The sequence below is a fragment of the Listeria monocytogenes genome (genome assembly GCF_041765605.1).
Classification (GTDB): Bacteria; Bacillota; Bacilli; order Lactobacillales; family Listeriaceae; genus Listeria; species Listeria monocytogenes_D.
The window spans coordinates 2,421,470-2,439,897 of record NZ_CP168900.1; the positions used below are offsets into that span (position 1 = coordinate 2,421,470).

The window sequence follows — 18,428 nt, forward strand, 5'->3', positions numbered from 1 at the left end:
TGTTGAAAGATTGCTCTCTCAAAACTAGAGAAGAAAGTTTTCAGTTAGGTAACTTCGTTTCATTTTTTGGTTAAGTCCTCGATCGATTAGTATTTGTCCGCTCCATGTATCGCTACACTTCCACTCCAAACCTATCTACCTGATCATCTTTCAGGGATCTTACTTTCCGAAGAAATGGGAAATCTCATCTTGAGGGGGGCTTCACGCTTAGATGCTTTCAGCGTTTATCCCTGCCACACATAGCTACCCAGCGATGCTCCTGGCGGAACAACTGGTACACCAGCGGTGTGTCCATCCCGGTCCTCTCGTACTAAGGACAGCTCCTCTCAAATTTCCTGCGCCCGCGACGGATAGGGACCGAACTGTCTCACGACGTTCTGAACCCAGCTCGCGTGCCGCTTTAATGGGCGAACAGCCCAACCCTTGGGACCGACTACAGCCCCAGGATGCGACGAGCCGACATCGAGGTGCCAAACCTCCCCGTCGATGTGGACTCTTGGGGGAGATAAGCCTGTTATCCCCGGGGTAGCTTTTATCCGTTGAGCGATGGCCCTTCCATGCGGAACCACCGGATCACTAAGCCCGACTTTCGTCCCTGCTCGACTTGTCAGTCTCGCAGTCAAGCTCCCTTGTGCCTTTACACTCTGCGAATGATTTCCATCCATTCTGAGGGAACCTTTGGGCGCCTCCGTTACTCTTTAGGAGGCGACCGCCCCAGTCAAACTGCCCACCTGACACTGTCTCCCCACGCGCTAAGCGTGGCGGGTTAGAATGGTCATACAGCCAGGGTAGTATCCCACCATTGCCTCCTCGTATGCTAGCGCACACGTCTCTTCGGCTCCTACCTATCCTGTACAAGCGGTACAAACATTCCATATCAGGTTGCAGTAAAGCTCCACGGGGTCTTTCCGTCCTGTCGCGGGTAACCTGCATCTTCACAGGTACTATAATTTCACCGAGTCTCTCGTTGAGACAGTGCCCAGATCGTTGCGCCTTTCGTGCGGGTCGGAACTTACCCGACAAGGAATTTCGCTACCTTAGGACCGTTATAGTTACGGCCGCCGTTTACTGGGGCTTCAATTCGTACCTTCGCCGAAGCTAAGCACTCCTCTTAACCTTCCAGCACCGGGCAGGCGTCAGCCCCTATACGTCACCTTACGGTTTTGCAGAGACCTGTGTTTTTGCTAAACAGTCGCCTGGGCCTATTCACTGCGGCTCTCTCGGGCTTGCACCCTAATAGAGCACCCCTTCTCCCGAAGTTACGGGGTCATTTTGCCGAGTTCCTTAACGAGAGTTCTCTCGCTCACCTTAGGATTCTCTCCTCATCTACCTGTGTCGGTTTGCGGTACGGGCAGTACTACTCTTCCTAGAGGCTTTTCTTGACAGCGTGAAATCAGGAACTTCCGTACTTAATTTCCTTCCCCATCACAGCTCATGCTTCGCGAGAAGCGGATTTGCCTACTTCTCACACTCACTGCTTGGACGCACATTTCCATTCGTGCGATTCCCTATCCTTCTGTGTCACCCCATCGGTTAAACAATTAGCACTGGTACAGGAATCTCTACCTGTTGTCCATCGCCTACGCCTATCGGCCTCGGCTTAGGTCCCGACTAACCCTGAGCGGACGAGCCTTCCTCAGGAAACCTTAGATATTCGGTGGAAGGGATTCTCACCCTTCTTTCGCTACTCATACCGGCATTCTCACTTCTAAGCGCTCCACCAGTCCTTCCGGTCTGACTTCACCGCCCTTAGAACGCTCTCCTACCACGAACCTCCGAAGAGGTTCATCCACAGTTTCGGTAATATGTTTAGCCCCGGTACATTTTCGGCGCGGGGTCACTCGACCAGTGAGCTATTACGCACTCTTTCAATGGTGGCTGCTTCTAAGCCAACATCCTGGTTGTCTAAGCAACCCCACATCCTTTTCCACTTAACATATATTTGGGGACCTTAACTGGTGGTCTGGGCTGTTTCCCTTTCGACTACGGATCTTATCACTCGCAGTCTGACTCCCGAGTATAAGTACATGGCATTCGGAGTTTATCTGAATTCGGTAACCCGAGAAGGGCCCCTAGTCCAAACAGTGCTCTACCTCCATGACTCTTTACCTCGAGGCTAGCCCTAAAGCTATTTCGGAGAGAACCAGCTATCTCCAAGTTCGATTGGAATTTCTCCGCTACCCACACCTCATCCCCGCACTTTTCAACGTGCGTGGGTTCGGACCTCCAGTAAGTATTACCTTACCTTCATCCTGGACATGGGTAGATCACCTGGTTTCGGGTCTACGACCTGTTACTTATGCGCCCTATTCAGACTCGCTTTCGCTACGGCTCCGCTTTTTCCGCTTAACCTTGCAACAAATCGTAACTCGCCGGTTCATTCTACAAAAGGCACGCTATCACCCATTAACGGGCTCTAACTACTTGTAGGCACACGGTTTCAGGAACTGTTTCACTCCCCTTCCGGGGTGCTTTTCACCTTTCCCTCACGGTACTGGTTCACTATCGGTCACTAGGGAGTATTTAGCCTTGGGAGATGGTCCTCCCGGATTCCGACGGAATTTCACGTGTTCCGCCGTACTCAGGATCCACTCTGGAGGGAAAGCCATTTCAACTACCGGGCTGTTACCGTCTTTGGCGGGCCTTTCCAGACCGCTTCATTTATAACTTTCTTTTGTAACTCCGTATAGAGTGTCCTACAACCCCAAGAAGCAAGCTTCTTGGTTTGGGCTCTTTCCGTTTCGCTCGCCGCTACTCAGGAAATCGATTTTTCTTTCTCTTCCTCCAGGTACTTAGATGTTTCAGTTCCCTGGGTCTGCCTTCCTTACGCTATGTATTCACGTAAGGATACTATCCGACTAAAGATAGTGGGTTCCCCCATTCGGAAATCTCTGGATCAACGCTTACGTACAGCTCCCCAAAGCATATCGGTGTTAGTCCCGTCCTTCTTCGGCTCCTAGTGCCAAGGCATCCACCGTGCGCCCTTTCTAACTTAACCAATTTACTTCTACGAAGTAAAGGTTGTTTTTCTGATTTTCTGTATCAGCGATGATACTTCCAATCAGATGAAAGATTCACTTTCAGATGATTCTCGGTTACTTGTGTCATAGATAATTACTTATCTATGCTAACTTTACTAACTTTCTTATCTAGTTTTCAAAGAACAATTTTGGTGGAGCCTAGCGGGATCGAACCGCTGACCTCCTGCGTGCAAAGCAGGCGCTCTCCCAGCTGAGCTAAGGCCCCGTAAAGGGTATCATTATTTATATTTCTTGTGTCAGAAAGAAAAAGTGGGCCTAAATGGACTCGAACCATCGACCTCACGCTTATCAGGCGTGCGCTCTAACCAGCTGAGCTATAGGCCCGTCAAAAATGTAGTGGCGCGATGCTTCAAGCATGGTGCCTTGCATACTTTATCTGACATAAAAAGAGAGTAACCTCTCAAAACTGAACAAATATAGAAGAACGAAAACTCACAGGTTTCCTTTTCCTTAGAAAGGAGGTGATCCAGCCGCACCTTCCGATACGGCTACCTTGTTACGACTTCACCCCAATTATCTGTCCCACCTTCGGCGGCTGGCTCCATAAAGGTTACCCTACCGACTTCGGGTGTTACAAACTCTCGTGGTGTGACGGGCGGTGTGTACAAGGCCCGGGAACGTATTCACCGTGGCATGCTGATCCACGATTACTAGCGATTCCGGCTTCATGTAGGCGAGTTGCAGCCTACAATCCGAACTGAGAATAGTTTTATGGGATTAGCTCCACCTCGCGGCTTCGCGACCCTTTGTACTATCCATTGTAGCACGTGTGTAGCCCAGGTCATAAGGGGCATGATGATTTGACGTCATCCCCACCTTCCTCCGGCTTGCACCGGCAGTCACTTTAGAGTGCCCAACTAAATGCTGGCAACTAAAATCAAGGGTTGCGCTCGTTGCGGGACTTAACCCAACATCTCACGACACGAGCTGACGACAACCATGCACCACCTGTCACTTTGTCCCCGAAGGGAAAGCTCTGTCTCCAGAGTGGTCAAAGGATGTCAAGACCTGGTAAGGTTCTTCGCGTTGCTTCGAATTAAACCACATGCTCCACCGCTTGTGCGGGCCCCCGTCAATTCCTTTGAGTTTCAACCTTGCGGTCGTACTCCCCAGGCGGAGTGCTTAATGCGTTAGCTGCAGCACTAAGGGGCGGAAACCCCCTAACACTTAGCACTCATCGTTTACGGCGTGGACTACCAGGGTATCTAATCCTGTTTGCTCCCCACGCTTTCGCGCCTCAGCGTCAGTTACAGACCAGAGAGTCGCCTTCGCCACTGGTGTTCCTCCACATATCTACGCATTTCACCGCTACACGTGGAATTCCACTCTCCTCTTCTGCACTCCAGTCTTCCAGTTTCCAATGACCCTCCCCGGTTAAGCCGGGGGCTTTCACATCAGACTTAAAAGACCGCCTGCGCGCGCTTTACGCCCAATAAATCCGGACAACGCTTGCCACCTACGTATTACCGCGGCTGCTGGCACGTAGTTAGCCGTGGCTTTCTGGTTAGATACCGTCAAGGGACAAGCAGTTACTCTTATCCTTGTTCTTCTCTAACAACAGTACTTTACGATCCGAAAACCTTCTTCATACACGCGGCGTTGCTCCGTCAGACTTTCGTCCATTGCGGAAGATTCCCTACTGCTGCCTCCCGTAGGAGTCTGGGCCGTGTCTCAGTCCCAGTGTGGCCGATCACCCTCTCAGGTCGGCTATGCATCGTTGCCTTGGTAGGCCATTACCCTACCAACTAGCTAATGCACCGCGGGCCCATCTGTAAGCGATAGCCGAAACCATCTTTCAAAGGCGTGGCATGCGCCACATCTTATCATTCGGTATTAGCCCCGGTTTCCCGGAGTTATCCCCAACTTACAGGCAGGTTGCCCACGTGTTACTCACCCGTCCGCCACTAACATTGGAAGAGCAAGCTCTTCCTCCGTTCGTTCGACTTGCATGTATTAGGCACGCCGCCAGCGTTCGTCCTGAGCCAGGATCAAACTCTCTTTAAAATATAAATTGAATTTGAATACTTATTCAACACCGTGAATAAGATTCCTTGCGTCAAATTGACTTCGCTAGCAATTAAATTACTAGTTTGTTTTGTTGAAAACAGCTTTCTGTTTTCTGCCCTGCGATTACCAGTGAGACTTTACGTCTCATTGCTTTTCGTCTTCTTTTTTGTTCAGTTTTCAAAGGTCAGTTTCTTTTGCTGCGAAAGCGTTTTGTCCGCATCAGCAACGTTTATAAATATACCAAGATTTTTGCCTTTCGTCAATACTTTTTACAAAGTTTTTTAAATAAAGATGAAAAAAGATGAATTTGGTGCATAAATTGGTGATTAAATGGATTTTCTAAAACATTATGTTGTATAAATTTGCATTCCTTTTTCTTCAAATTGTTCTTTTAATACTGGATCTATTTCTTTTCCGGTGATAATGGAAGAGATTTCGTCTAGGGCTGCGTATTTATATAGTGAAATGCGGCCGAACTTGGTGTGGTCTGTTACTAAGATGACTTCATCGGCTGAGTGGAGCATTTGTTGCTTAGCTGGGATTAGGTATTCGTCGTAATGCATTAGGCCTTTGTCGATATCGAGTGCCGGTGTGGTTACAAATGCTTTATGTACGTGAATGCTCTGCAAGGTTCCGCTTGTAATCATACCGTTAAGGATGAAAGTTTCTGGGTAGATGACGCCACCTGTCACAATTACTTTAGACGGAGAAAAGCGCATAATGGAAGCTACGTTGATATCATTTGTAATGACGGTTAGTTTGGATCGGTCTTTTAATGCGGTTGCGATGTGTCCGGTTGTTGTTCCGGCGTCAAGGATGATTGTGTCGCCGTCTTTGACCATTGTCGCTGCTAACGTGGCGATGCGTTGTTTTTCTTCGTAGCGCACTTCGCTTCGTTTTTTCCAATTCGGTTCGGAAACTACTTTTTCTTCTATCATAACTCCGCCGTGGGTTCTTTTTAGCTTTTTGTCTTTTTCTAAAGAGGTTAAATCGCGGCGAATGGTTGCTTCGTGGACTTCAAAATGTTTAGCTAATTCGCTAACTGTTGCTATTTTTCGGCTTTTGACATATTGGACGATGGCGCGTTTTCGTTCGATAGATAGCACTTCTTCCCCTCCTTTTGTTTAACTATATGGTAACTCCAATGGAAGAAAATCGCAAACAAACAAAAAACCTTGGAGCGATTGGCCCCAAGGTTTGGAAATGAAAATTAATCGTTTAAGCGTTTTTCTAGTTCTGCTTTTTTGTCTTCGAAGCCTGGTTTGCCAAGTAATGCGAACATGTTGGCTTTGTATGCTTCTACGCCTGGTTGGTCAAATGGATTTACGCCATTTAGGTAACCGCTGATAGCTACTGCTTTTTCAAAGAAGTATACTAGGTAACCGAAAGTGTATGCATCTAGTTCTGGTACTTCTACAACAAAGTTTGGAACTTCGCCGTCTGTATGTGCTAGAAGAGTTCCTTCGAATGCTTTTGTGTTAACGAAATCAACTGTTTCGCCAGCAAGGTAGTTTAAGCCATCTAAATCTACGTCTTCTTTATTGATAGTTAAGTTGTGGCGTGGTTTATCCACTTTGATAACTGTTTCAAAAAGATTACGGCGTCCGTCTTGGATATATTGACCGATAGAGTGCAAGTCAGTGGAGAAGTTCGCGCTGGATGGGTAAATACCTTTTTTGTCTTTACCTTCACTTTCGCCGAATAATTGTTTCCACCACTCGTTAAAGTATTGCAAGCCTGGCTCATAGCTGATTAGAAGTTCTGTTACTTTGCCTTTACGGTAAAGAACATTACGAGCTGCTGCGTATTGGTATGCAATGTTATTTTTTAGTTCAGGTTTGTCGAAATCTTTGCTTGCTGCTGCTGCTCCGTTCATAAGAGCATCGATATCAACGCCACTAACTGCGATTGGAAGTAAACCTACTGCAGTTAAAACGGAGAAACGTCCGCCAACATCATCTGGAACAACAAATGTTTCGTAGCCTTCGTTGTCAGCTAATGTTTTTAGCGCGCCTTTTGCTTTATCAGTTGTAGCGTAAATGCGTTTTTTCGCGCCTTCTTCGCCATATTTTTTGATTAAAAGTTCTTTGAAAACACGGAAAGCGATTGCTGGCTCTGTTGTTGTTCCGGATTTAGAAATAACGTTAACAGAGAAGTCGCGGTCGCCAACTACTTCAATTAAATCATGTAAATAAGAAGAACTGATGCTATTTCCCGCAAAGAATACTTGAGGTGTTTTACGCGCACCTTTTTCAAGTACATTATAGAAGGAATGATTTAAAGTTTCGATTGCAGCACGTGCTCCAAGGTAAGAACCACCGATTCCGATAACGATTAATACGTCGGAGTCGCTGTGGATTTTTTCTGTTGCTTTTTTGATACGAGCAAATTCTTCTTTGTCGTAATCTGTTGGTAAGTTAATCCAACCAAGTGCATCATTACCAGCACCTGTACCATTATGTAATGAATCATGAGCTGCTTTTACTGCTGGTTCAAGATAATCAAGTTCGCGTTCTTCAAAAAAACGGAGCGCTTTGGAATAATCAAATTTAATATGTGTCATTATTTTCCCTCCAAATTTTAAAAAAGTTTCTTTACTAACTTTATATCAATCAGTGCTTTTTAGCAAGGCTTGACCTTGTGAAATTTGAGCCTTTTTGAAAATTAGGTATAGTTTTCATATAAGACGCCCTCGCTTCTGACTAGTTCGTTTAATGATAATTGGTCTACAGCTAATAAATCATCTGCGAGTGGGATGGGTATCCATTTTACTCGGAATACATTGTCATCGTTGGAAGCAAGAAGTACACTACCAACAGGTTTTGCTCGAAAAACAAATGTACATACGTGCTCCCATGTAGCACGGCGCTCTTTGCAGTGTAGGATAGACTCTATTTCTATATCGATATTTGTCTGCTCTTTCACTTTGCTCGCTAGTGCTTCTTCCATTGTTTGATTTGTTTCGACTTGTCCTCCTGGAAATGCCCATGCCAAATTGCGATCTCTCACCACTAGTATCTCGTCTTTCTTTTCGTTATATACAAATGCCTGCACATGAATAGACCTTTTCACGTAAATCCCCCTTTTGACTATTTTATAATATTGAATAAATAGAAAATTACTACTAACTATTCCCTTTTTCTAAAATTTTAGTCAATTAAATTTATCAGCCTAGCTAAATCCTTTGAAAAAGGGCTTGATAACTGGGCTGATAAAGGGTTTTATTTGTCTGCTTTTTTAATCCATCCTTCTAGTTTATCGCGCAAAGTGTTAAAACCTTCGTCGTTTTCGCTAGATGAAACTGGTTTCTTTTTAGTTGGTTGTTCTTTTGGTGCTTCTTCTGTCGCTCTAATAGAAAGACTGATTTTATTTTTTTCTTCGTCAATATCTAGAATTTTGACTTTGACTTCTTGGCCAACTTCTAAAAAATCATGGATATCTTTGACAAAACCATGCGTGATTTCTGAAATATGAACTAAGCCTTGTGTCGAATTATCTAGTGCTACAAATGCTCCGTAGCTTTGAATTCCTGCGATTTTCCCAGAAACTACGTCTCCTACTTTGAATGTACTCATCCTCATTCCACCTACTTTCAACCTTACAATATTTTATAAATTATAACACTTAGGCGAAACTTTAACAATTATTCTAAATCCTTCTATGGCGAGCTTTAAAGGTGAAATTTATGCTATAATTGAGGCGAATGAAAGAGAAGGAGCGTGACATATTTGAGTCAATTTGATGAAGTCATTCCGCGTATTGGAACTAATTCAGAGAAGTGGGATGGGGCAGAAAAATTATTTGGCAGAAAAGATATTATTCCGATGTGGGTAGCGGATATGGATTTCCGTGCGCCGCAGCCAGTACTTGATGCATTTCAGCGTCAAATCGATCATGGGATTTTCGGTTATTCGACCAAGTCAGCGGCACTTGTCGAAGCTATTATTGATTGGAACAAAGAGCAGCATCAGTTTGAAATCGATCCGAGCACGTTATTTTTTAATGGAGCGGTTGTTCCGACAATTTCGTTAGCTATTCGCTCTCTCACAAATGAAGGCGATGCAGTTCTAATGGTTTCGCCGATTTACCCGCCATTTTTCAATGTAACGAAAGCCACTGAGCGAAAAGTGGTTATGTCGCCACTTATATATGAGAATCGTCAATATCGAATGGATTTTAATGATTTGGAAAAACGGATGAAAGAAGAAAAGGTAAAATTATTCCTTCTATGTAATCCGCAAAATCCTGGTGGTCGTTGTTTCACCAAGGAAGAACTGGTGGAATTAGCGAAACTATGTGAGAAATACCAAATTCCGATTGTTTCGGATGAAATTCATGCTGATTTAGTGATGAAAAATCATAAACATGTGCCAATGATGGTCGCAGCACCGTTTTATCAAGATCAAATTATTACTTTGATGGCGGCTACGAAAACATTTAACTTGGCGGCGATTAAAGCTTCCTACTATATTATTACGAATAAAGATTATCAGACCAAATTCGCTGCGGAGCAAAAGTACGCCACAACTAATGGACTCAATGTCTTTGGGATTGTTGGTACAGAAGCAGCGTATCGTCACGGCGCACCTTGGCTAAAAGAGCTGAAAGAATATATTTATAGTAACTACGAATATGTCAAAGCAGCACTCGAAAAAGAAGTACCAGAAGTTGGCGTGACGGACTTAGAAGCGACTTACTTGATGTGGCTTGATTGCCGCTCGCTTCCAAAAGACGAAAAAACGATTTACGCCGATTTAATTGAAGCTGGCGTTGGTGTTCAAATGGGTTCTGGATTTGGACATTCCGGGAAAGGCTTTGTCCGTTTTAACATCGCCTGTCCAAAAGAAACTTTAGAAAAAGCTGTGAAACTTCTGATTCAAGGCTTAAAAAAATAGCTTATTTTGAGAAACTAAGTTGCAAATACTTAGTTTCTTTCTTTAGGAAATTGAATATAGCTTTGGTATACTATTCTTTGGAAAGTGAAATAGTGTTCATTTTCCGTTTACATAAATTTAAAGGAGTTGGTATAACCGATGTTTTTAGGGCTTCGTGAATTAGTTTATTCTAAGTTGCGCTATATTTTAGTAACAGGCATCATGGTCTTAATTATGTTACTATCACTTATTTTATCAGGGCTGGCAAACGGGCTGGCTTACGATAATGCTTCATCTGTAGCAGATAACGGGGTTCCATATTATGTTCTCAGCAAAGACGCCCAAGACAAATTATCTAGATCGCAGTTCCCAGAATCCAAACTCGCTGATGTGAAAAAAGATGCGAATGTAAAAGATGCTGCGGTTCTCGGTCAATCTATGCAAACATTAAAACGGGAAAGTGACGATAAAAAATTTAGCGTCGCACTTTTCGGTATTCAACCAGATAGCTTTCTCGCTCCAAAAATTTCTGATGGAGCTAACATACAAGTGACAAAGCCTGACGAAATTGTCGTCGATTCTTCCTTGAAATCAGACGGAATCAAAATTGGCGATGTTTTGATGGATGATATTTTAAATAGAGAATTAACGGTTGTCGGCTTTACAGAAAATCAAAAGTATAGCCATGCTCCCGTTGTTTATATTAATATCGCGACTTGGCAAGAAATCAATCCTGTTTTATATCACCAAAAAATCCCGCAAACAAGTACTATTGCGATTAAAACAGAAAATCCTGATAAAGGCGTAACCCTTTCGGATAAAGATTTAACAACGATTGATCATAAAGGTTTCTTAAATCAAATTCCAGGTTATTCTGCGGAACAAATGACGCTTAATATGATGATTTTCTTCTTAATTATTATTGGCGGATTTATTTTAACCGCGTTCTTCTATGTTATGACGCTTCAAAAAACAACGCAATTTGGTATTTTGAAAGCACTTGGAACGAAAACAAGTTACTTAGTTAAGAGCATCATTACTCAAGTGGTGATTATTTCGATTATTAGTATTTTAATTAGTGTCGGTGTAACACTGATTTTACCAAGCATCATGCCAGCAGCGATGCCATTTAGATTAAGTCCGATGACGATTGCGCTTTATAGTGGTTTGTTCTTCTTAGTTGCTCTATTCGGCGCCCTTCTATCACTTAGACGAATTGCTAAAGTAGATGCGCTAGATGCTATTCGAGGAGGTGATGAATAATGGAAACTCTACTATCTTTTGATAAAGTGTATAAAGATTACCCGTCCGGTCCTTCAATTATTCATGCACTGAAGGAAACAAACTTTGAAGCTAAAAAAGGCGAACTAATCGCGATTGTTGGTCCGAGTGGTTCTGGTAAAAGTACACTGCTTTCTCTTGCCGGAGCGCTATTAACACCGACTGGCGGAACGATTTCTATTAACGGCAAATCAGTCGGGAATCTATCTTCCAAAGAACAAACAGCTCTCCGCTTAGAAGAAATTGGCTTTATTTTCCAAGCAGCTCACTTAGTTCCTTATTTACATGTAAAAGATCAAATCAGCTTTATTGGAAAAATGGCTGGAAAAAGTGCGGCGGAGCTTGAAAAAGATACAGCTTCACTTCTAAGCCAACTTGGCATTAGCGATCGCGCAAATTTCTATCCAAAAGATTTATCTGGCGGTCAAAAGCAACGTGTCGCTATTGCTCGTGCGCTTATTAATCAACCTTCCGTTATTTTAGCCGATGAACCAACTGCGAGTCTTGATACAGAAAGAAGTCGTGAAGTTGTCGAGCTTATCCGGAATGAAGTTGTGCAAACGAGCCGAACAGCAATCATGGTAACACATGACGAACGTATGCTAGATTTAGTCAACCATGTATATCGTATGGAAGACGGAATACTTACCCAAGAAAGCTAAAAAACCTGCGTGGCTTAAATGCCACACAGGTTTTTTTATTGTTTATTTTTGGAAACCGTTGATTAAGTCTAATGCTTGACCTAGTACTTTTTCACCGTTCATCGTACCATAAGCTGCCATGTCGATAACATCTACTGGAATTTTCCCAGCAGCTAATTCATCAACTGTTTTTTTCTGATAACGTACTTGTGGTCCTAAAAGTACAACATCTGCATCGTCAATTAAGTTACTTACTTCAGCAATGGAATATGCTTCAATTTCGCAAGTTTCTCCACGATCTTCAGCTGCTTTACGCATTTTTGTTACTAAAAGGCTTGTTGACATCCCTGCCGCACATACTAAAACAATATTTTTCATCGTAATCTTTCCTTTCAGATTAAGGCTGCTTTTTTTGTACACTCTTATTATAACTACCTTTAGCTTTTTAAACAAGTAAACTACCGAGGTATAGGAAAAATAATTAAAAATGCGAAAAACCATTGCGATTTCACGTGAAAAGAGCGATAATAGACAATAACTTTATCCGAAAGGTCAGAAAATTTCGCATCATCCAAAAACAACACTTTCGGGAGATAAAAAATTCAGATCAGGAGTGTGTTGCATGAAAGTAATTAAATTTGGCGGAAGCTCTTTAGCATCGGGGATCCAATTAAATAAGGTTTTCCAACTTGTAGCGGAGGATCCTGATAGGAAAATCGTTGTTGTTTCTGCACCAGGTAAACGTTTCAAGGAAGATACAAAAGTGACTGACCTACTTATTGATTGCGCGGCAAAGGCACTTCTCGGGGAAGATACGAGTGAATTGTTTGAATCTGTCATTGCAAGATATGCGGGGATAGCGCTAGATACAGGGATGAGCGACGAAATTATCAATCAAATTCGCGCAGATTTACAAGCGACTATCTCATCAGACAAAAGCGATCCTGATAAATTTTTAGATCGAATGAAAGCAAGTGGCGAAGATAATAACGCAAAATTAATCGCCGCTTACTTTAAATTTAAAGGCTTAAACGCCAATTATATTAATCCAAAAGATGCCGGTTTACTTGTGACAAATGAACATGCTAGCGCGCAAGTTTTACCAGAATCTTATGATCGTTTGTTTGCACTTCGAGAAAGAGAAGGCATTATTGTTTTCCCAGGATTTTTCGGTTATACGAAAGACGGTGAAATTAGCACGTTTTCTAGAAGTGGCTCTGATATTACTGGAGCGATTGTGGCAAACGGCGCCCAAGCCGAGTTATACGAGAACTTTACGGATGTGGATGCAGTCTACGCAGTCAATCCCGCTATCGTGAAAAATCCGAAGAAAGTTCTTGAACTCACTTACCGGGAAATGCGTGAACTTTCATATGCTGGCTTCTCTGTTTTTCATGATGAAGCTTTAATTCCGGCTTTTCATGCGGGTATTCCGGTGCATATTAAAAATACGAACAATCCTGATTCTTGTGGTACGCGTGTCGTTCATGAACGCGAAAATAACAATGGTCCAGTCGTTGGAATTGCTAGTGATGACGGCTTTTGTAGCATTTATATTAGTAAATATTTGATGAACCGAGAAATCGGCTTCGGACGGAAAGTGCTGCAAATTCTGGAAGATGCTGGGTTGAACTATGAACATATGCCTTCTGGGATTGATGATTTAACGATTATTATTCGCGAAAATCAGTTTGGCGAGGATACCGAGCAGACAATTATGTCTCGTTTGAAAGAAGAATTGAACGCAGATCAAGTGATTATGCAACACGGGATTTCGCTGATTATGGTTGTTGGTGAGACCATGCGCCATAATGTCGGGATTACATCTCGTGCTTCAAAAGCTTTATCCGATGCGAAAGTAAATATTGAAATGATTAATCAAGGTTCTTCTGAGGTAAGCATTATGTTTGGCGTGAAGGAAGAGCAGGAAAATACTGCGGTTCGCGCACTATATAATGAATTCTTTTCAGAAGTCTTAGTCTAAAAAAAACAAGTTTTTCATCAATAAGGATGAAAAACTTGTTTTATATTATTTAGTCACTTCTTCTAATTGATAGTCTTTGGCAATTATGTCAATAATATAATCATAAGTGCTAACGCGGTAATGCTTAAAATCTTGAACGTTATAGTCATCTCTTATTTTCACTCGTTCATTGATTAAATCAGAATGCTGTATCTGTTCAAAATTGCTCTGACTTGTTAACCAACTAGTACTCCATTTGCTTTTTTCGTATGTGTCAAGTTCGGTGGATGAGTGGAAAATAAACCCGTTAAAAATCATCTTTAGGAACATGCTTTCTTCAAGGTCTACTTCTATAGATAGTGTGAGTTGGTCAAGAGTTTGGTTTAAGCTGATAAGCCATATTTGGTCTCTGCCGTAAATTAGTTGGTTGTTGATTTTTATTGGGTGGGATGTTTCCACAGATATACAATTCCTTTCGACGAGTAACTTACCTATTTTTACTACTATTCACTCTTTGAGCAGCTTTATTCACTAAGGTATTTTCCCCATAAATAATAAAAAATACCTTTAAGTTAAATCTTAGTATGTATTTTATAACCTAGCATCTTTTCGATTTTCTTTTTTCGATTTTTTAGTTGATTCATTATTAAATTATTTGTATTTGGAGATATTTCATCAAATTTCTTTTGAGCTCTTTTTGCATATGAAATAAAGTTACCGTGATTATTATAATTCTTTCCTAAATCTGTACACAATCCATAAATTTTTTTCTTATAAGGTAAATCAGTCAATTCTTTTTTTACTTTTACTTTCTGAGCAAACTTTATAAGTTTTTTTGCATTTCGGTAAAATTTATACGGACTCTTCCCTCTCATTTTAACTGTAGTGCCATCAAAAACGAAACCTAAATAATCTAAATGGCTTACTTCATTGCTAATTATGTCAAAAATTTTATCATTCTCGTATAAATACAATCCTGTTTTATCTTTATGCAACTCTATTTTATATTCCGAAGCTACCCTTCTTGTATCAGTTTCAATCCTTCTAATTTTTTGCTCATTTACTATATCGCTTTTAGGGATAACTAGTATAAAATCATCTGAGTATCTTCTATATATCCCAGAAAATTCGTCGGCAATTTCTTTTAACTTCAAATCAAATTCCGATGCATATATATTTGCAAACACTGCGCTGATAGCACTTCCTTGAGGTATACCAAATTTATTTTTATTATATAAAGTTTTGTTATCTTTTTGAAACTCTCTAAATTTAGAAATATTCTCAAAATAACTTTTTTTATTAGAGCTTTTGATACTTTCATCACTTCCATATTTCTCATTCAAAAAACTTTTTTCATAATATCCATATTTAGTTATTGAACGAAACACATTAAACCAATCTTTTGACAGTCTTGGCTGATTCAATACTTCCGCTAAATGTTTTTTTAGTAATTCGTGATTTATTTTATCAAAGTAGTTAGTGAAATCTCCAACTAATACATAAGCTTTCTTATACTTAACTGCTTGATTAATGATTTCGGCGGCAAAATCAATGTTAGATTTCCCTACTTTATTGTTTCGATATGCAGATACACAATCATCTATATCTTTTTCTATGCAAAATTCATTGTAAAAATCCTTGTTCAACATTTCTGCATAATATTTGTAAATAAAGTTATCCATATGTCCAGCATACATAATTACTCTATTTTTAGGCTTAATTGGCCGGTTGTTAAACTCTGGATTTTTTTCTTCTATTCTTTTTTCGAAAGACAATACATAACGTATTAACGGCAAAAAGCTATGTTTTCCAATCTTCGAACGATTGGTTACATAGCTTTCTACATTTTCAATTTTAACTCTATGGTCAAAGTGCAAATAATTTTTTGTTTTATATTTTGTTGAATCTAGCATCTTAAATTCACGCCTTTTTTGGGAGCGGAAAGGGACAATAAGTTCGACACTTAATTAAAATCCCTTTCTGCGTCTCTTATAGGTCAATATTTCCATACCTATGACCATTTAATGTATAGAAAGTCGAATGATTTAACTTATATGCTACAATGTAGTAAACGATAACTTGAAAGGAACTATATGTATGAAACTTATAATTACCTTAATTACCATCTTATCAAACTGGTTAATTCGAGAATTGTTAATGATTCTTGAAGTTAACTTAAAGCAAATCTTAACCGACAAAGTCGATAAAATATTACTTGACAGTTTGAAACATTATATTCTGTATTCTATAAATACAGGCACGTTAATTTTATCACAAAACAAACATTTTTTAAAGAAAATAATACATATAAACTTCAATTATTTATTCCATACTTTAAATAAATTTACATTCCCCATGCAAAAAGAGCACTTTCATAGAAAGTGCTCTTCATTCATTATTTAATATTAATCTTCTCAATCACAACATCATTCACTGGTTTATCTTGCATGCCAGTTGGTAGGTTGGCGATTTCGTCTACTACGTCCATGCCTTCGATTACGTGACCGAAAACTGTGTGGCGGCCGTCTAACCATGGTGTTCCGCCTTGTTTGTATGCTTCGATAATTTCTACTGGGAAGCCAGCTTGTTCCATTTGACCAAGCATGTCAGCAGGCATATCTGGTTTTTGAACGATGAAGAATTGGCTGCCGTTTGTGTTTGGACCAGCGTTTGCCATGGATAAAGCTCCGCGTAAGTTGAAAGCTTCTGTAGAGAATTCATCTTCAAAAGATTCGCCCCAAATACTTTCGCCACCAGTACCGCGGCCGTCTGGGTCGCCACCTTGGATCATGAATTCAGGAATAACACGGTGGAAAATAAGTCCATCATAGTAGCCGTTTTTGGAATGTGTAACAAAGTTTTCTACTGTTTTTGGTGCAATTTCAGGGAACAATTTGATGCGAATAGTTCCTCGGTTTGTAATCATTTCTGCTTCAATTTCGTTAGGTGCCACTTCTTTTGATAATTGTGGGTAAGTCATATTGTAAAAACTCCTTCTTTTGTTTTAATTTATTGTTTACTAACGTAGCCAAATAATAAGTAAATTAACAACGACAGCAATCAGATACAGTACTAGTATAACAGCTGAAACCCAAATGACAATTTTTTTAACCAAAAATGCACATCCTTCACTTTATTTTTCATTCGCTATCTTTTATTCTATAATGAAAAGGACAGTTTTAACAATAATACGAATAGAGATGATTCTTTTATGACAACTCGAACACGGAATTTGTACATCTTAATGCTGGCAAACCTGTTGATGTCAGCCAGTATGACAATGATTATGCCGTTTTTATCTCTCTACATCGAAACATTTGGTGATTACAGCAATGCCTATGTTCAAAGATGGGCCGGCTATATTTTTGGCGTAACTTTTTTAATTGCCTTTATTTTCTCGCCGATTTGGGGACGTATTGGTGATAAGCACGGTTATAAAGGAATTTTGATTTTAACTTCGGTCGGTTTATCGGTTTGTATTTTTTTGATGGGATTTGCGCATTCTGTCACTTACTTACTGATTTTACGGATTTTTATGGGGGTTGTTACTGGTTTTATTGGTGTTAGTAATGCCTTTATTGCACGGCAAACTCCTCGTAATGAAGCTGGGAAAATTCTCGGTACTTTGCAACTCGGAGGCGTGACTGGGATGCTGTTTGGTCCTCTGATTGGCGGCGCGATGGCGGATTTATTTGGCTTTAAAGATACCTTTACGATTACCGGGATTGCGATGATGGTTGCGGCTTTGATTGTCGCTTTTGGTGTAAAGGAAATCCGTACAGAAGAACAAAAAGAAGCTGCCAAGGTCGTTTATTCTCGTCGTGCAGTTTTAAAACAAATTTTTACGCTACGAGTTCTATTCACGGTGATGGTTATTACTGCACTCATCCAAATTGCGAACTTTAGTGTTCAACCGTTGCTTGCGCTTTATGTAGGAGATATGACGCAATCAGACAATATTGCTTTCTTGTCAGGGTTGGCGTTTTCTGCGACGGGATTCGGGAACTTGGTGATGACGCGAAAATGGGGACAGCTTGGAGACAAATATGGGTATGAGAAAATACTGAATATCTTGTTGATTATGGCGGCTGTTTTTGTTATTCCACAGGCATTCGCGACGAATCTTTGGGTCTTTATCTTCTTCCGCTTTTTATTCGGGATTGCGATTGGTGGTATGGTGCCATGTACGACAGCTTATATTCGGCTTGCGGCGCCTGGTGTTATGCAAGGCGAAATGCTTGGCTATAATCAAAGTGCTCGCTTTTTAGGAAATGTTATCGGACCAATCCTCGGTGGGACGCTCGCTGGTTTCACAGGAATTCCGAGTGTGTTCTTATTTATGAGTTTTATGTTCCTCGTGGCATTTTTCATTTTGCTTTATGCCCTTCATTCCGACCGAAAACGGCATGTGAACGTGGATTGAATTTGACAAACCTAAGTTTTTTCTTAGGTTTGTTTTTTTGTTCTTCCTATTAAATTGTTTTTTAAATTTCGGTAAATTGATTTATAAAGTTAAGTTTCCTGCCTTTTTTTCAGATAAAAAAGTATGTTATAATAAAAAATATAAAAAGTACGGCGTTTATTTGGGTACTTCGTGAATAGTAAGGTTGTTGAAATTTGA

At 40.8% G+C, this 18,428-nt stretch carries 13 protein-coding genes, 2 tRNA genes and 2 rRNA genes; 5 read left to right on the top strand and 12 right to left on the bottom strand.

Translation table 11 applies throughout. The features are described 5' to 3' along the window. Window positions 1–66: 66 nt before the first annotated feature. From AB2Q86_RS12310 to yugI, 8 genes are all read right to left on the bottom strand, one after another. Window positions 67–2,998, bottom strand: a 23S ribosomal RNA gene (locus tag AB2Q86_RS12310). Between the two features lie 172 nt (window positions 2,999–3,170). Beyond that, a tRNA-Ala gene (locus AB2Q86_RS12315) sits at window positions 3,171–3,246 on the bottom strand. Between the two features lie 45 nt (window positions 3,247–3,291). After that, a tRNA-Ile gene (locus AB2Q86_RS12320) sits at window positions 3,292–3,365 on the bottom strand. Between the two features lie 130 nt (window positions 3,366–3,495). Next, window positions 3,496–5,045, bottom strand: a 16S ribosomal RNA gene (locus tag AB2Q86_RS12325). The 16S and 23S rRNA genes sit together here with 2 tRNA genes alongside, the layout of an rRNA operon. Window positions 5,046–5,395: 350 nt before the next feature. Beyond that, on the bottom strand, window positions 5,396–6,154 hold the full coding sequence (locus tag AB2Q86_RS12330) for a DeoR/GlpR family DNA-binding transcription regulator (protein WP_003722392.1): 759 nt from the start codon (window positions 6,152–6,154) through the stop codon (window positions 5,396–5,398). 104 nt (window positions 6,155–6,258) lie between these two features. Beyond that, window positions 6,259–7,611, bottom strand: a complete 1,353-nt coding sequence (locus tag AB2Q86_RS12335; protein WP_003726742.1) for a glucose-6-phosphate isomerase — start codon at window positions 7,609–7,611, stop codon at window positions 6,259–6,261. Window positions 7,612–7,712: 101 nt separating this feature from the next. Continuing rightward, window positions 7,713–8,120, bottom strand: a complete 408-nt coding sequence (locus tag AB2Q86_RS12340; RefSeq protein WP_003730426.1) for an NUDIX hydrolase — start codon at window positions 8,118–8,120, stop codon at window positions 7,713–7,715. 149 nt (window positions 8,121–8,269) lie between these two features. After that, window positions 8,270–8,623, bottom strand: coding sequence for a S1 domain-containing post-transcriptional regulator GSP13 (gene yugI, locus AB2Q86_RS12345; protein WP_012580821.1), 354 nt, complete (start codon window positions 8,621–8,623; stop codon window positions 8,270–8,272). 153 nt (window positions 8,624–8,776) lie between these two features. Between yugI and AB2Q86_RS12350 the strand changes: the two genes are divergently transcribed. The 3 genes from AB2Q86_RS12350 (at window position 8,777) to AB2Q86_RS12360 (ending at window position 11,865) form a co-directional block, all read left to right on the top strand. Continuing rightward, the gene (locus AB2Q86_RS12350) at window positions 8,777–9,943 is read left to right on the top strand and encodes a MalY/PatB family protein (RefSeq protein ID WP_012580820.1); all 1,167 of its coding nucleotides are present in this window, start codon (window positions 8,777–8,779) and stop codon (window positions 9,941–9,943) included. A 138-nt stretch (window positions 9,944–10,081) separates the two neighbouring features. Then, complete coding sequence (locus AB2Q86_RS12355) at window positions 10,082–11,185, top strand: ABC transporter permease (protein WP_003730423.1); 1,104 nt, start codon at window positions 10,082–10,084, stop codon at window positions 11,183–11,185. Next, window positions 11,185–11,865: an ABC transporter ATP-binding protein gene (locus AB2Q86_RS12360; RefSeq protein WP_003728415.1), complete on the top strand. Its 681-nt coding sequence runs from the start codon at window positions 11,185–11,187 to the stop codon at window positions 11,863–11,865. The genes AB2Q86_RS12355 and AB2Q86_RS12360 overlap by 1 nt, the downstream gene beginning before the upstream one ends. A 42-nt stretch (window positions 11,866–11,907) precedes the next feature. Here the strand turns inward: AB2Q86_RS12360 and AB2Q86_RS12365 are convergent, their stop codons facing one another. After that, the gene (locus AB2Q86_RS12365) at window positions 11,908–12,222 is read right to left on the bottom strand and encodes a PTS sugar transporter subunit IIB (RefSeq protein ID WP_003737415.1); all 315 of its coding nucleotides are present in this window, start codon (window positions 12,220–12,222) and stop codon (window positions 11,908–11,910) included. 244 nt (window positions 12,223–12,466) lie between these two features. Here AB2Q86_RS12365 and AB2Q86_RS12370 point away from each other — a divergent pair, with 244 nt between their 5' ends. Next, entirely contained in the window at window positions 12,467–13,828 is a 1,362-nt protein-coding gene (locus AB2Q86_RS12370) for an aspartate kinase (RefSeq protein WP_012580819.1), read from the top strand. Window positions 13,829–13,873: 45 nt separating this feature from the next. Here AB2Q86_RS12370 and AB2Q86_RS12375 read toward each other — a convergent pair whose 3' ends face one another. From AB2Q86_RS12375 to AB2Q86_RS12385, 3 genes are all read right to left on the bottom strand, one after another. Next, window positions 13,874–14,266 (bottom strand): hypothetical protein, encoded by a 393-nt coding sequence (locus AB2Q86_RS12375; protein ID WP_012580818.1) that lies wholly within the window; start codon window positions 14,264–14,266, stop codon window positions 13,874–13,876. Window positions 14,267–14,379: 113 nt separating this feature from the next. After that, entirely contained in the window at window positions 14,380–15,720 is a 1,341-nt protein-coding gene (locus AB2Q86_RS12380) for a reverse transcriptase/maturase family protein (protein ID WP_012580817.1), read from the bottom strand. Window positions 15,721–16,202: 482 nt separating this feature from the next. Then, the gene (locus AB2Q86_RS12385) at window positions 16,203–16,787 is read right to left on the bottom strand and encodes a peptidylprolyl isomerase (protein ID WP_003726864.1); all 585 of its coding nucleotides are present in this window, start codon (window positions 16,785–16,787) and stop codon (window positions 16,203–16,205) included. Between the two features lie 231 nt (window positions 16,788–17,018). Between AB2Q86_RS12385 and AB2Q86_RS12390 the strand changes: the two genes are divergently transcribed. Beyond that, a complete protein-coding gene (locus tag AB2Q86_RS12390; protein ID WP_003737421.1) occupies window positions 17,019–18,230 on the top strand; it encodes a lmo2377 family MFS transporter in 1,212 nt (403 codons plus the stop codon). The last annotated feature ends 198 nt before the right edge of the window (window positions 18,231–18,428 follow it).

Coding starts and splice junctions, on each gene's coding strand:
- AB2Q86_RS12335 (WP_003726742.1), bottom strand. CDS start 7,611: ATGACACATATTAAATTTGATTATTCCAAAGCGCTCCGTTTTTTTGAA.
- yugI (WP_012580821.1), bottom strand. CDS start 8,623: ATGAGTACATTCAAAGTAGGAGACGTAGTTTCTGGGAAAATCGCAGGA.
- AB2Q86_RS12355 (WP_003730423.1), top strand. CDS start 10,082: ATGTTTTTAGGGCTTCGTGAATTAGTTTATTCTAAGTTGCGCTATATT.
- AB2Q86_RS12360 (WP_003728415.1), top strand. CDS start 11,185: ATGGAAACTCTACTATCTTTTGATAAAGTGTATAAAGATTACCCGTCC.
- AB2Q86_RS12365 (WP_003737415.1), bottom strand. CDS start 12,222: ATGAAAAATATTGTTTTAGTATGTGCGGCAGGGATGTCAACAAGCCTT.
- AB2Q86_RS12370 (WP_012580819.1), top strand. CDS start 12,467: ATGAAAGTAATTAAATTTGGCGGAAGCTCTTTAGCATCGGGGATCCAA.
- AB2Q86_RS12380 (WP_012580817.1), bottom strand. CDS start 15,720: ATGCTAGATTCAACAAAATATAAAACAAAAAATTATTTGCACTTTGAC.
- AB2Q86_RS12385 (WP_003726864.1), bottom strand. CDS start 16,787: ATGACTTACCCACAATTATCAAAAGAAGTGGCACCTAACGAAATTGAA.
- AB2Q86_RS12390 (WP_003737421.1), top strand. CDS start 17,019: ATGACAACTCGAACACGGAATTTGTACATCTTAATGCTGGCAAACCTG.